13 protein-coding genes are annotated in these 13,240 nt (G+C 37.7%); 4 read left to right on the plus strand and 9 right to left on the minus strand.

Annotation, left to right across the window (positions count from 1 at the left end):
• Nucleotides 1–170 precede the first annotated feature (170 nt).
• From B0169_RS18605 to B0169_RS18615, 3 genes are all read left to right on the plus strand, one after another.
• Nucleotides 171–1,550 carry an ATP-binding cassette domain-containing protein gene (locus B0169_RS18605; protein ID WP_077288412.1) on the plus strand — a complete coding sequence of 460 codons (1,380 nt, stop codon included), beginning with the start codon at nt 171–173 and terminating at the stop codon, nt 1,548–1,550.
• A 121-nt stretch (nt 1,551–1,671) separates the two neighbouring features.
• Nucleotides 1,672–2,028 (plus strand): DUF5329 family protein, encoded by a 357-nt coding sequence (locus B0169_RS18610; RefSeq protein ID WP_077288413.1) that lies wholly within the window; start codon nt 1,672–1,674, stop codon nt 2,026–2,028.
• Nucleotides 2,029–2,202: 174 nt separating this feature from the next.
• Entirely contained in the window at nt 2,203–3,042 is an 840-nt protein-coding gene (locus tag B0169_RS18615; protein WP_077288414.1) for an HDOD domain-containing protein, read from the plus strand.
• Nucleotides 3,043–3,115: 73 nt separating this feature from the next.
• Here the strand turns inward: B0169_RS18615 and hmpA are convergent, their stop codons facing one another.
• Together hmpA and B0169_RS18625 are read right to left on the minus strand one after the other, a co-directional pair.
• Entirely contained in the window at nt 3,116–4,297 is a 1,182-nt protein-coding gene (gene hmpA / locus B0169_RS18620; protein WP_077288415.1) for an NO-inducible flavohemoprotein, read from the minus strand.
• 221 nt (nt 4,298–4,518) lie between these two features.
• Complete coding sequence (locus B0169_RS18625; protein ID WP_235838640.1) at nt 4,519–4,794, minus strand: hypothetical protein; 276 nt, start codon at nt 4,792–4,794, stop codon at nt 4,519–4,521.
• 265 nt (nt 4,795–5,059) lie between these two features.
• Here B0169_RS18625 and norR point away from each other — a divergent pair, with 265 nt between their 5' ends.
• Entirely contained in the window at nt 5,060–6,658 is a 1,599-nt protein-coding gene (gene norR, locus B0169_RS18630; RefSeq protein WP_077288417.1) for a nitric oxide reductase transcriptional regulator NorR, read from the plus strand.
• Nucleotides 6,659–6,789: 131 nt separating this feature from the next.
• Here the strand turns inward: norR and B0169_RS18635 are convergent, their stop codons facing one another.
• The 7 genes from B0169_RS18635 to B0169_RS18665 form a co-directional block, all read right to left on the minus strand.
• Nucleotides 6,790–7,287 carry a YqhA family protein gene (locus B0169_RS18635; protein ID WP_077288418.1) on the minus strand — a complete coding sequence of 166 codons (498 nt, stop codon included), beginning with the start codon at nt 7,285–7,287 and terminating at the stop codon, nt 6,790–6,792.
• Between the two features lie 31 nt (nt 7,288–7,318).
• Complete coding sequence (locus tag B0169_RS18640) at nt 7,319–8,353, minus strand: DHH family phosphoesterase (protein WP_077288419.1); 1,035 nt, start codon at nt 8,351–8,353, stop codon at nt 7,319–7,321.
• Between the two features lie 66 nt (nt 8,354–8,419).
• Nucleotides 8,420–9,418, minus strand: a complete 999-nt coding sequence (locus B0169_RS18645) for a hypothetical protein (RefSeq protein ID WP_077288420.1) — start codon at nt 9,416–9,418, stop codon at nt 8,420–8,422.
• Nucleotides 9,419–9,433: 15 nt separating this feature from the next.
• Nucleotides 9,434–10,357, minus strand: a complete 924-nt coding sequence (locus B0169_RS18650; RefSeq protein WP_077288421.1) for an LPP20 family lipoprotein — start codon at nt 10,355–10,357, stop codon at nt 9,434–9,436.
• 5 nt (nt 10,358–10,362) lie between these two features.
• Entirely contained in the window at nt 10,363–11,661 is a 1,299-nt protein-coding gene (locus B0169_RS18655; RefSeq protein WP_077288422.1) for a murein transglycosylase domain-containing protein, read from the minus strand.
• A 30-nt stretch (nt 11,662–11,691) separates the two neighbouring features.
• Entirely contained in the window at nt 11,692–12,447 is a 756-nt protein-coding gene (locus tag B0169_RS18660; protein WP_077288423.1) for an ETEC_3214 domain-containing protein, read from the minus strand.
• Nucleotides 12,448–12,479: 32 nt separating this feature from the next.
• On the minus strand, nt 12,480–13,034 hold the full coding sequence (locus tag B0169_RS18665; RefSeq protein ID WP_077288424.1) for an LPP20 family lipoprotein: 555 nt from the start codon (nt 13,032–13,034) through the stop codon (nt 12,480–12,482).
• Nucleotides 13,035–13,240 lie beyond the last annotated feature (206 nt).

Genomic DNA, 13,240 nt, shown 5'->3' on the forward strand with positions numbered 1-13,240 from the left:
ACGTCACTCGCATACAGGCGGTGTTTCACCTGCTAAGTTTGAGGAAGCGTATTTTTCTGAGTTAGAAACTGTCTAGTGAAAGCTGGGAAGTCCAACTGTTTTGATCATTGATATAATTAAGTTTTAACAGTATCTTCGAAATTACAAGTTTCATATGTAGAAGTAATGCCATGATAAATATTGTAAATTTTGAACATGATAAGTTAGCCATTAAACACTGGCAATTACTGGAAAATGAAAATTGGTGTGTTTTAGGGCGCAACGGCTCAGGAAAGCAATACTTTAATCAACTATTAATTGGTGAGTTATTACCGACAAGCTGTGAGCAGCTTGCATTACCGCCCAACGATAAAGTTACCATTATTTCTTTTGAAGCCCAGCAAGATATCTACGAAGCTGTGTTAGAAAAAGTTTCACCTGATTACGCTGATATTAATCAAGCGATGATTAAAGCGAAAAACTTTTTACCTGAAAATAAATGGCACGATCCTCTTGTGACTGAATTCGGCTTAAGCCAGCGTCTTGATACTAGCTATTTACAACTCAGCACTGGTGAAAGTAGAAAGCTGTTAATACTGCAAGCGATATTTCAAGGGGTTGATTTACTTGTTTGTGATAACCCGTTTGATAGCTTAGATATTGCTTCTTGTACTGCTTTATCTAGTGCCTTTGCACGTTTATCTCAGGCCGGTATTACCATTGTCTTGTTGTTAAGTAATCGCCAAGATATTCCGCTATGGTTTGATAATATTGCCTTTATTGAACGTGGACAATTTTCGGTTTTGGGTAACTTAACGGATGACAGTACTAAGCATCAGCTTGATGCCTTACTTACGCCTGCAGCGGACGAGTTACCTTGGCCAGATACCGTGCAGCAATTAGCTGATTACCAACATACCTTTTTAGTCGAACTGATTCAGTGTACTGTGCGCTATGGCGGTGTCAGTGTTTTTGAAGATATCAATGTGACTATTAAACCTTTACAGCATACTTTGATCACCGGTGCTAATGGCAGTGGTAAATCGACCTTGATGCAACTCATTACGGGGGATTGTCCGCAATGTTATAGCAACAACATTCATGTTTTAGGCTACAAACGTGGTTCAGGTGAAAGTATTTGGGAACTTAAAGCACAAATGGGTATCGTGAGCGCCGAATTGCACCGGCAATATAGAGTCAGCGTTGATTTGCTTACCGTGGTTCTTTCGGGGTTTTACGACTCTATTGGTTTGTATCAAGCCGCAACGCAAAAGCAGCTTGCTATTGCTGCGCAATGGTTAGATAAAATAGGTTTATTTGCACAAAGACATCAATTATTTCAGCAATTGAGTTATGGTGAACAGCGGCTAGTTTTAATTGCGAGGGCACTAGTTAAGTCGCCATATTTACTTATTTTAGATGAGCCTACACAAGGGCTAGATGAGTTAAATAGACATAGGGTGCTGAATTTTTTAGAGCACTTAGCTACGCAAAAGCACAGTACCATGTTATTGGTCAGCCATAGGCAAGATGAGCATTTATCAATATTTGAGCAGCATATAAAGCTATAACGCACTTATTTTCTTCGCTTTGTCTTGATAAAAGTGATTAACCAGAGCTAAGGCTGGCTTTAGGGTAAATATCGCTAGCTGTCATTTAAATACTGACTTGATACAATTTGGAGTTAATCAATTGAAGTTAAAAATCTGCTTTATTTTATTATCACTTTTATCTTTCAATAGTGTTGCCGCCGCTGAGCATGAAATTGCTCACCTTTTGAAGTTTATCGAAGTGAGTGAATGTAAATATGAGCGCAATGGCACTAAGTACAAAGGGGCTGAGGCGGTAAAACATATTAATAGAAAATATCAATATTATTTTGATGATATTAAGTCGACAGAAGACTTTATTAAATACGCAGCCACTAAAAGTGCAATGTCAGGTAAACATTATAAAATTTATTGTCCTGATAGCACGGTGATAAAAAGTCGAGACTGGCTTTTGATTGAATTAAAAAAATACCGACAATTAGATGCTCCATTGTTATAACGCTATTCGCTAACTATTATATGGCTATGACTCAATTTGCTTAAAATATCAGTACAGTCGCTTTTCTTAATTTGCTAGTATCTATAGTTACTAAAACGTTTTAACTTTAAGCTTCGCCCTTGGCCACATCTTTAGTTCTTTTTCGTGATTGTAGATTAAAATAAGTAAGGAATTATGTCGTTGATTGATTTAGATAATAAAAAGTTAGCTTCGGCAGTTTCTAGTTTTCAGGTTCCTGCTAAACCTCAAATCCTTATTGATATTCAAAAGCTGATGGCAGAAGATGAACCTGATATTGATAAAATTGCTTTGTTAATTAGCAATGATGTAGGTTTATCTTCAGCAATTTTAAAGGTAATTAACTCACCACTATATGGTGTTAATCGTAAAGTATCCAAAATTAAGCATGCCGTAATGGCTTTGGGGTTGCGAGGGGTTAATGGCTTGGTAGTCGCCTTATTGCTTAAATCATCAATTCAGGGCACTTCTAGTATTTCGCTTGAGCACTTCTGGGATAATGCTATTGATATTGCTAACGCGATGTCTTTTATTGGCGGTGAAATAGACAGTAAAATACCTGTTGATACCCTCTATAGTATTGGGCTTTTTCATAACTGTGGCATGCCAATTCTAGCGCTAAGATATAGTGATTATGATGATATATTAGCTGAAGCAAGTCGTTTAGCGCTGAACTCGCTAGCACTAGAAGAGCTGCACTATAATACCAATCATGCGGTGTTAGGTTACTATGTTGCAACGTCGTGGAATTTACCGAGTGAAATCTGTCAAATTATCTTACGTCATCATGAAGTCGACTACTTAGCTGAGATCACTGATAGCAAAGAGCAACTTGCATTCGCAATTTTAAAAGCGGCGGAAAACCTCATTGAGCAAGTTAGACGACAAAGTGTCACGCCTGATTGGCAATATGTTCAAGAAGCGGTGTTTGACGTATTAGGGATTTCTGCCATGGATTATTCTGATTTGGAAGATGGTTATACATTGGTGTATTAAGTTTACGCAATATTGTACAGCCTGAGCAACGTAATGAGTTGTTCAGGCTTTGTTTTCTAGCGTTTATAACTGATCACAATGAGGTATGTGGACCAAACACTTCATAATGAATATTACTTTCACCTACACCTAGCTTTAATAATTGCTGTTTAGCAAATTGCATAAAAGCAATGGGACCACATAAATAGAAGTTGCCATTTTCTGTCGGTAAATCAACAGTAGTTAAATCCATCATGCCTTTATTGATATATGGTTTTTGTGCTTCTTCAGTGCTGTACCAGATATTCTGTTGCCAATTATTTTGATTGATAAGTTCACTCGTTCGTTGTGCAAAAGAATGTTGTTCGCTTGCCTCACAAGCATGTAAAAAGTGTACGGGTTGGTTATGATTATTTTCAGCTAATGTTTCTAACATACCTTGCATTGGCGTAATACCCACGCCAGCTGAAATAAGCACTGTAGGGCTTTGGCGGTCAACAAAGAAAAAGTCTCCTGCGGGTGCATACAACTTAACTTCATCACCAAGGTTAACAGCATCATGTAAGTAATTAGATACTTTACCGGGTACACCTTGCTGCTCACGCTTTACTGAAATTCGGTAATTTTTACCGTTAGGTTTATCTGATAATGAATATTGGCGTATCTCTTTGTAGCTATTACCTGTTGGCTGCACTTCAAGACCTAAATATTGGCCAGGTATGAAGTCAATAACGGCTTGTTGATCGATTGGTGCAAAAATAAAGCTTTTGACGAGCTCTGATTCGGTAATTTTTTCGATGACTTTAAAGGTTCTCGTACCTTGCCAACCTCCAACGGCAGCTGAACGTTGGAGGTATAGCTGCGCTTCACGGTTAATAAATATGCCCGCTAAAAATTGATAAGCATTTGTCCAAGCCTCTTCAACATCACCAGTAAACTCTGCTGTGGCGAGCTCTCTGAGGGTTTCAATCAGATGGTGACCGACAATAGCATAATGTTCGGCTTGTATATTAAAGCTGGTATGCTTTTGTGCTATACGCTCTACAGCAGAGGTTAAAGCACTGAGGTTTTCAATGTTTTTAGCATAGGCTGCTATTGCTTCAAATAATGCAACCTGTTGTCGGCCAGTGTGCTGGTTCGACATATTAAAAATATCTTGTAGCTCAGGATTATGAGCGAACAGTCGTTGATAAAAGTGTGCGGTCATTGCTGAGCCCGCATTTTCTAATAATGGAATGGTACTTTTAATTATCTCAATGTGCTTATCAGTTAGCATTATTGCTCCTAAATTAACTGAAAGGTAAAGTAGCTGATGAATTTAGTGTAATGACACTCATCAATCGTTATAAATTGCCTCGCGCTATTTAAACGAGTTTGTTTAAAAGTATGCTTAGCTAATGGTAGTTTCTATTTTATCTCGTTGCAGTAATTGTTTAGCTTCGAGCCTTTTCATAGCGCTGAAACTGCATGTTTATTGGCTGTATCTATTTCGATTTATTAAAAATCTTTTTCACCAAAGCCGTGTAGCGCGATACAACGCAATACATAGCCTAGCTTCAAAGCGGCAGCAAAAATAATGGTAGCGATATGTGCAAAAATTTGCAGCGACATAGCAGCGTAGTCATCAAGGGCAAAAGTAATGGCTATGCAGCATGCAATGATAATAAAAGATAGCAGCATCATGTAGTTACCTAATACTAAGCACTTTTGAAAATGTAATGCGTGTTTTACTTCAGGTAGGTGGTTAGCGATAGAAAACTGTGAGTACATCATTTACTCCTATTTGCAGATCTTAATTGCTGGACAGTGTTTGTCATGATTATTTTTGGCTTAGTAGTATTACTTAGCTTTACGGACTTAATTTATTGTTTGCAAGGTAGGTGCCATATTAATAAATAGATATTTATCATGGTGTTATTGATTTTTTTGTTTGTTGTGTTGTCAAAATGACTGCTTTATTTTGTAGTCGATATGACTCTTATGTGTTATTTTGTATCGCTAGTTTGTCAGTCACGTATAGTGATATAGGAAATTTACCATGAGTCAAATATCATCAACGGCAATTATTGAGTTAGCATTAGATTTAGCGAGTAGCCTTAATAGCACCGATCGATTTGATCGTTTGCTTGCCACCGTGCGAAAAACGATTAAGTGTGATGCAGTGGCATTACTTTCTTTTCATGGTGATATTTTAACGCCTATAGCTTTACAAGGTTTAAGTCGAGATACCATGGGGCGGCGATTTTATGTTGCAGAGCATCCAAGGTTTACAGCACTTTGTCAATCTAAGCAGCCTATCCGTTTTCCAGCAGACTCTCCATTACCTGATCCTTATGATGGACTATTGCTTGATCGTGAAGATGACTTACCCGTGCATTCCTGCATGGGGCTGCCACTATACTATGATGATAAGTTACTTGGTTTGTTGACCATAGATAGCCTAACACCCCATGAGTTTGATGATATTCCTGAACGTACTTTAGTGGTGATCTCGGCTATCGCGGCAGCCACTTTAAATACCGCTTTTCTGATTGAGCAACTAGAATCGCGCGCGGATCATTCAGAGCAGGTTGTCGCCGAGTTAACTGAAGAAGCATGGAAAAGAGATGGGGGAGAGTTAATTGGTGAAAGTCCAATTATGCAGCAGTTAAAAGAAGAGCTTATTATTGTGGCAAACTCTGACTTTAATATTTTAATTTATGGTGAAACGGGGGTTGGCAAAGAGTTAGTCGCCCGAACTTTACATCAGAAGTCAGCTCGTCAACATGGTCCTATGGTTTATGTTAATTGTGCCGCATTACCCGAAAATTTAATTGAAAGTGAGTTGTTTGGTCATGTAAAAGGGGCTTTTACTGGTGCAGATAAAGCGCGAGCAGGTAAGTTTGCTTTAGCGGATACCGGCACGCTATTTTTGGATGAAATTGGTGAATTACCTCTGGCGGCGCAAAGTAAAATATTACGTGCAATTCAAAGCAATGAAATTCAACCTGTCGGGCAAGACAGTGTTGAGCAAGTCAATGTGCGTATTATTGCAGCAACGAATAGAGATTTAAAAGAAGAAGCTGAAGATGGACGTTTTCGTGCTGACTTGTATCATCGACTCAGTGTTTACCCGATCCGTGTTCCCCGATTACAAGAGCGTGTTGGCGATGTGCAGATACTCAGTGGCTATTTTGTTGAACAAACCAAGCGTAAACTTGGCGTGGTACAGTTAAAAATAACCACAGAGGCTATTCGTCATCTTGAGCAATATAATTGGCCTGGTAATGTTCGTGAATTGGAACATGTTGTCAGCCGAGCGGCACTAAAGGCTAGGGCAAGGCAAAAGGGCAAAGCAATTATTGCTATTGAGAAACAAGATTGTGGCTCTCTTATTAACTTGCAAGTGGTGCCGTTAGACCAACCCATGATTAAGCCTCAAATCGCTGAAGATATACAGCTTATTCAGCGCAATATTAATTTACGTACTGAAACTGAGCAATTTCAACGACAACTTATAAAACAAGTCTTAACGCAAGAGCAGGGTAACTGGGCTGCAACGGCAAGAAGGTTGTCGCTAGATCGAGCCAATCTTAACCGTATTGCGAAAAGGCTTGATATTAAAGTGGTTAAAAGTGTTGTTATGTCGATTAACTAATACGGGTTGATGGGTTTTAATTTCTGCTTTTGCACAACCCGTCTGGTTTTATCGTTAAAAAGCCGAATATGATCTTCGGCTTTTTGGTGAGTATTTATGGCTTAAATAAGCCGTAAATAGCCTTGAGTTGTCTATTTTACATGCTTATGACCAAGCCATAAGCTGATTGAAACGAGTAAGACAATAATGGCTAAGTAAAGCGTTTCAATGATTGATGAAGGTTTCATCTCAACAAAATATGAAAACAATTTAACCACCAATAGCATGACAATAACATTACCTAGCTTAGACTTTAGTTGGTCGATGCTGTTGATTTGAAACGCCTGTGATGTATGCGATGAAGATTGTTCAATAGAGCTAATGAACAGTTCATATAAACCAAAGGAGAATATAAACAGTATTGATGAAATCAAGAACGTGTCTAATATTTCGATAACACTCAGTATTAACATTCCTCTTGAAATTTCGCTCGTCGAGTTAAATAAATAGCCTATAAGGTTACCGACAAAGTGCAGCACTTCATAAACACCTAAGCCGACTAAGGCAACAGCGGTTATCACACAACAAATAACAGCAACAAGCAAAACCAAACGACTTTGCCATAAAAATGATTCAAAAAACTTTTCCATAAAACTCTACTTATTATTTAATTAGGTTGATTTAGCAGATCACGATATCTGGTATTTGTGAACTACCGTTTTTATCTGCTCTCAATTGCTTTATTGCATTGATGAAAGGGGTGAAATGGGCGTGCTCATTCGTGATAAAGTGGTGGCTCTTGTCATCAAGTATCATACCTCCGGCCATATGAGCATGTCCGCCACCAAAGCCCCGTTGCTTTTGGTTTAAGGTCTGTCTCAATAATAAGCCAACGTTAACTTTAGGGCATTCAGAGCGCAAAGATAATTGTATTGCTTGATTATATTTCATCGCCACAATAACAATATCGTACTCGTTCACACTCAATAGAAAGTCAGCCAATACGCCCAATAAATTTTTAGCACAAGGCTCTTGCAATAAAACAATGGCAATACCGTCAGTGCTTTCTACATTATCACACAACTGCTGAAAGCTTTTTAGTTCGCTTTGTACCAGCGAGTTTCGGCAAACTCTATTGACGAGTGTTAAGTCTGCAATCTGATTTAACCCCAAAAAAGCCTTTAAATCAGCATTACAAAAACCGCGGGTGAGATTGGCTGTATCGATATTGAGTCCAACCAATAGCGCAGTCGCAACCTTTTCAGGTATCTCTATGTTAAGAGAACGGAAATACTCATAAATTATGCTTGCGGTAGCGCCATAATTACTCCGTACATCACAGTACCATAAGCCTTTTGGCGGCGTAACGTTGTGATGGTCAATAACCGCAATTTCTTCACCTTGAATATCAGTAACGTTTTTTTCACCAATGCAACCATCGACAGTGATGATCTTATCGTGAGCCGTTAAGTTGGCTTTATTACAATGTACAACTGGAATTTCTAGCCATTCAATCATATTGGATAATGATATTCTATCGATATGTCCGTTGTAGACAATAAGGGTGTTCATACCCATCGATTGCATTAACGTTGCTAAACCATAAGCGGCAGCAATCGCATCATGATCAGGAAAGTCATGGGCTTGTATTACCACTCGCTGCAATGGTGTTAACAATTGCAAAAACTTATTTAATTTTTGTGTTGCTGTATTCACGGTTAATCCATTAAGGAAAAATGTAAAAGGGGAGCTAGCTCCCCATATAAGGTCTATTTTTGGGGTTTAGTTAGTCATTGACTTTATTGAAGAGTTAATTGAGCAAATATAACTCTCACACTTACCAGAGAGCATAATGATCATGCCTCTTTTAATTAACGGCGCAACGTCACTATCAACTTCAACATAAGACTTTTTACTAAAGACGTTTTTCGCTCCCATCATTTCACCTTCCGCTATCATCACCATTTCACCGTCAATCATTTGGTAAATAGCGATTGGTGCGTCTTCTTTTGCACCGTTGAGTCGACCTAAATTAGTTTCAAAATACAGCTTACCGTTGTAGGCTTTGGCACCGGTAATTAAGCCTCGTGAACCAACGTACTTGCTTAACGTTATGTAGTCGTCATCACCTTTCTCAAGTAAATCAGCAACGGCACCGGCAACAACACCGTTATACATGCTTTGTTCTTTACAAGAGCTACTTGGTGGGTTTTCTTTACTACTGCTTGAGCGGCCTTTGACATTAAAAGAAACAACTTGCCTCATAGAAGGTAGCTCTCTTATTTGTATGTTACCTTTTACTTTCGCAGAATAATCACATTCGGCAGGATGACGTTTTGTTTCACCTTTTTTATTTTTAGTGGTGTAAGATTTTTCATATTCACCACCAAACGACATATCAGTAACGGTAGGGATCACTACAAATTTAGCTTCTACAGGGCCTTGGTAAGCATTGTAGTTTTCGCTTAAGTTTTCTTTTAATTGAATTTCATCGATAAAGCGTGAAGCTAATTTTCTGTCAATTACTTCAGAGCCACTATCAATAATAATGGTGCTCATTTCATTGGCAAAGTAACCCTGGACAAATTCAGGTATATCAGATTTTATGCCCGGTGCCACAATGATATTGTTACTATTTACCTTTAAGTCTTGCTCTGAAAAACCGTCAATTGATGTTAGATTTACTGAAGGTAGTGTTGGCAATGGCGGTAGTGTGCTACCACAACCAATAACCACAACAGATATCGCAGTTAAGGCGATAGTTTTAATAGAACTTTTCATGTAGATTCCCTTTTATTAAGACTTAATGATGTGTGTTTCAATTTTATTAATGAGGTTTATCACGGCTTTTTTATTTGCTTCTGCTTTATTATTAAACGATGAACCTTTACTCTTAAGTTTTATAAACTTAATTTCGTCGTCGAACTCATCTGAAATAATAAACTCTGCATTGATAATGTTTAAATGGTTTTTAAACACATAGCTTTGTTTTTCTGATAATTTTACTTTTATATTACCCGTATCTTTTTTCTGATTAGTAACTTTAAAGCCTTGGCTTTTGATTAACTGCTCGAACGCTCTTTTAAAGTCAGTTGAGGCTTGAGCAGGATACGTAATGGTATATTTATTTTTATATTTACAACGCTTAAATAAACGCTCAAAAGCTTGTGCTTGTTGAGTATATTGCTGTGCACTTTCTTCTGCCATTCCACTGCCAATGTACGCTGGAATTAAAGCGGCTAATTTTTCTTTTTTATGATTGTTTTTTGTTAGCGCGTGCCAACAAGCAGGGCCTTGAGACTCACTGAAATCTTCGATAATAAACATAAGTTCATCATTTATTGATTCAAGTTGCTGCTTAAGTGATAGTTGGACTAATTTTCGTTCAACTCGAACCAGTACGCGCCATTTATGGTCAATTTTACTATTGTTTATGACTTGAATATTAGGTAGTTCAATTTCTTGAGAAATCGCTAACGTCTGCTGTTTTGTGCTTGTGGTGGTGCTATTTCCGGTTTTATGTTGACTGATCCCGACACTTGATTGTATTCGTGTTGACAATTTTTGTGTAATGTCAGCTAAAGCTAGCTTTTGGGCATTACTGTGATCTAGATCGATTCCTAGACCATATATGTAGTTTTCGTCATCAGCGGGTATTGTTTCAACCGCAAATACTAGCGGCTGCAACAATAGCAGTAGAATACAGGCGACAAATCTCATTTCTACTAAGCCTTTTGTTGTGAAAAGTACTGTTTACTTTCAAGCACTTTATCTAAATATCGTTGAGTTTCAGTATGGGTGCGTTTTTTAATAACGTCGTAAACTTCATCAGGGGTCATGCTATTGATTACTTTCATGGCCTTAAGACGGCCTTTTTTGCCTTTATTAAAGGCTCTAGCAAGGTTGCCTATGCCCGTATTATAGGCCGCAATAGCGCAATAAAGTCGGCTTGTTGGGTTTTCAATTTCTTTTAAATACTGTGTCATTAAAATATGAATATAAGCGGCGCCGTATTTGATATTATCACGACCACTAAACAGTACTTCAGGGCTTGGTTTTTCTTTCACGCCAAGAATGCGATTATTGACATCTGCGCCGGCGGTAGCAGGAACTATTTGCATTAAGCCATAAGCAGGTATATATGATTTAGCTAATGGATTGAAGTGGCTTTCAGTTTCCATGACCGCGAGAATAAATTGTTTCGACAATTGCCACTTTTCAGCATTACTTTCAACATATTGCAAATATTGCTCAGCTTTTTTATAACGATCTCTGTTCAGGCTAACTTTATAGGTTTTAATGTTTTTTGTAATTAATTCATCTACATCGCGCTTAATCGCTTGTTGCTCTTTTTTCAGGCTGACAACAAGTGCTTTTGGTGCTTTTGCTTGTTCGGCAGTAATGTCATCATTATCCAGAAAATTTTCGATATTTGTGACTTGTTTGTCCAAGCGAACTTGCGTACGTTTTACCACGATTTGCTGTTGCGTTTTTACCGGAACGGTGGCTACTTTTTTTAGAATAGTATCTAAGCTTTGCTCAGAGTCTATACCCAAATGAGCTAAAACTGTTGGCGCTGGGGTGGCTGCTTCTTTGGCCTTTGCAGTTGTCGTATCAAACTCAACTTGTGTGCTGGCAATGGCTTCGGGTTGGTGATCTAATGAATCAATGATTGCAGCGCGTATACGTTGGTCTACTTCGTTGTCTGATAAGTTGTCAGTATCGAGCAGGCTAACTTCTATGGTATCGTTTTCAAAATCAGTTAAAACTTTGCTTTTATTTTTTTCGTTATAGTGTACATATTCTGTCTTAGAGCTTAACTCAGCAACGCCCCATTTTTCTTTGACTTCAGCACGATATTTTTCATAGCGGTTAAGATAATCTGCTTTAAATTGCTTATATATCGCTTGTCGATTTTTACTATATTCGGCAAAGCTAGTACTTTTTTTCTCTGCTGCTAGCGCGATTGGGCTTGCAAAGCCAACGATCAAAAGAGCGGCGGTGACTCTAGAAAAGCTAGACATAATATATCCTTATGATTACTGCTGTCAGTTTTACTGTTTATAGTAAAATGAATATTCAAAGTTGGTTAGAACGGAATCTGCGATAACCGATAAGTCGACTTCACCGGCGCCAAAAAAGTTATTTCTCGCTTTCTGGCTGAGTTTTAACGCATGTTGCTGAGTTGCTCTGCTATTGTCTTCTGCTAAGTTAACTTCGTTGTATAGTTTTCGAAGCTCATCAGCACTAATATTTATGTTCTTTTTATAGCCGATAGCACCAAAGTATTGATTCATAAATAGTTTGTCTTTACCTAGTTCTTCTCGCGTTAAAAAGAAGTCGACATTGTTATGATCTAAAGTGAAGTCAGTCATATTACTGGTGTTATCCGCAACGCTTAACTTATTTTCAGAAGGTTGTTTATTGAGCAAGTTGTTAGGCGCAAAATCATCTTCTAATGCACTGATGGTGTAAGCGGTAACTCTGCTGTCTTGCAAAATTAAGGTTAATATATATTTTTCATTGAGATAATAAGCGAAGCTGATGTCGTCAATGTACTTACTTTTCTTTATTAATTGCGGGGAGCCTATTTGCTGTGAAATATACGCCATATTGCTACCCACATTGATCTTATTTAATGCTTCGTATTCATATTTATGCGTAAAGTTTGAAATGACCGCGACATAAGCTTCTTGAGCCAGTTCTTTTGAATCAGACCATTGACCAAGCGCCATAATAGCAATAGCTACAAAAAGGAACTTATCTTTAAAAGTTCCATTTTTAAATTTTATTTCTTCCCAGAAAAACATAACTAACCTTATTTTTTTTATTAATGTGTACTTTAATTAGAGCTGTTTTCAGACTTCATAAAGTTTAAGTACAGTAAGGTTTCGTTTTCAGGAGATAACTTAATTGGGGCTTGCTGTAACAATTGGCTAAATAGTGCTTTGCTTTTTGCTTCTGATAAAGTCACTAAAGTACATAAGTTTTTCACATTATCCATTTGGGCATAATCAACTTTAACGACTTTTGAACCTCTAAGAAATTGATCGGTCAATTGCGCGCTAGTTAGGCTAATTTTACTTTCAGTATTGGTTTCACCCATAGAAGAAATTTTTGTGCTGTACTCTTCTTGTAAGCTAGACACTCGGGTTTCAATTTGGCTTGCTAATTCTGCTCTAGCTTGTGTTGCTGCTTGCGACTTATCCATTGAAAAACTGTTTGATGCAGTAACACATGATGCTGCAGCTAAACCGTTTTCAGACGTTGGATTTAATACCCATTGTGGAATGTTCATGCCTAATTCTGCTGCATTAGTTTCTGGTGTAGAGTTACAACCGGTTATAAATAGTGAAATTACAGCAATTGAGGCGACAGTTAAGTTACGTTTAAGCATTTCAGTCCTTTAATAATGTTAAATAAGTGAATTTATATCTACTTATTATTGTACTTTTGTTTGGCTATAGTAATAAGTTCCTGAAATTTTTCAACATATTGTTACATAAAATTGATTTATATTAGGGATGTGAATAAATTTTCACTAATATGGGGGAGGCGAGTAGTATAAAACTGTCATATAATATCTACTCGCATAGTTTTTGA

The organism is Cognaticolwellia aestuarii, assembly GCF_002000025.1.
GTDB lineage: Bacteria > Pseudomonadota > Gammaproteobacteria > Enterobacterales > Alteromonadaceae > Cognaticolwellia > Cognaticolwellia aestuarii.

Excerpts from the sequence above, each read along its gene's own strand:
- B0169_RS18605 (WP_077288412.1), top strand. The coding sequence starts at position 171 with ATGATAAATATTGTAAATTTTGAACATGATAAGTTAGCCATTAAACAC.
- B0169_RS18615 (WP_077288414.1), top strand. The coding sequence starts at position 2,203 with ATGTCGTTGATTGATTTAGATAATAAAAAGTTAGCTTCGGCAGTTTCT.
- hmpA (WP_077288415.1), bottom strand. The coding sequence starts at position 4,297 with ATGCTAACTGATAAGCACATTGAGATAATTAAAAGTACCATTCCATTA.
- B0169_RS18625 (WP_235838640.1), bottom strand. The coding sequence starts at position 4,794 with ATGATGTACTCACAGTTTTCTATCGCTAACCACCTACCTGAAGTAAAA.
- norR (WP_077288417.1), top strand. The coding sequence starts at position 5,060 with ATGAGTCAAATATCATCAACGGCAATTATTGAGTTAGCATTAGATTTA.
- B0169_RS18635 (WP_077288418.1), bottom strand. The coding sequence starts at position 7,287 with ATGGAAAAGTTTTTTGAATCATTTTTATGGCAAAGTCGTTTGGTTTTG.
- B0169_RS18645 (WP_077288420.1), bottom strand. The coding sequence starts at position 9,418 with ATGAAAAGTTCTATTAAAACTATCGCCTTAACTGCGATATCTGTTGTG.
- B0169_RS18650 (WP_077288421.1), bottom strand. The coding sequence starts at position 10,357 with ATGAGATTTGTCGCCTGTATTCTACTGCTATTGTTGCAGCCGCTAGTA.
- B0169_RS18655 (WP_077288422.1), bottom strand. The coding sequence starts at position 11,661 with ATGTCTAGCTTTTCTAGAGTCACCGCCGCTCTTTTGATCGTTGGCTTT.
- B0169_RS18660 (WP_077288423.1), bottom strand. The coding sequence starts at position 12,447 with ATGTTTTTCTGGGAAGAAATAAAATTTAAAAATGGAACTTTTAAAGAT.
- B0169_RS18665 (WP_077288424.1), bottom strand. The coding sequence starts at position 13,034 with ATGCTTAAACGTAACTTAACTGTCGCCTCAATTGCTGTAATTTCACTA.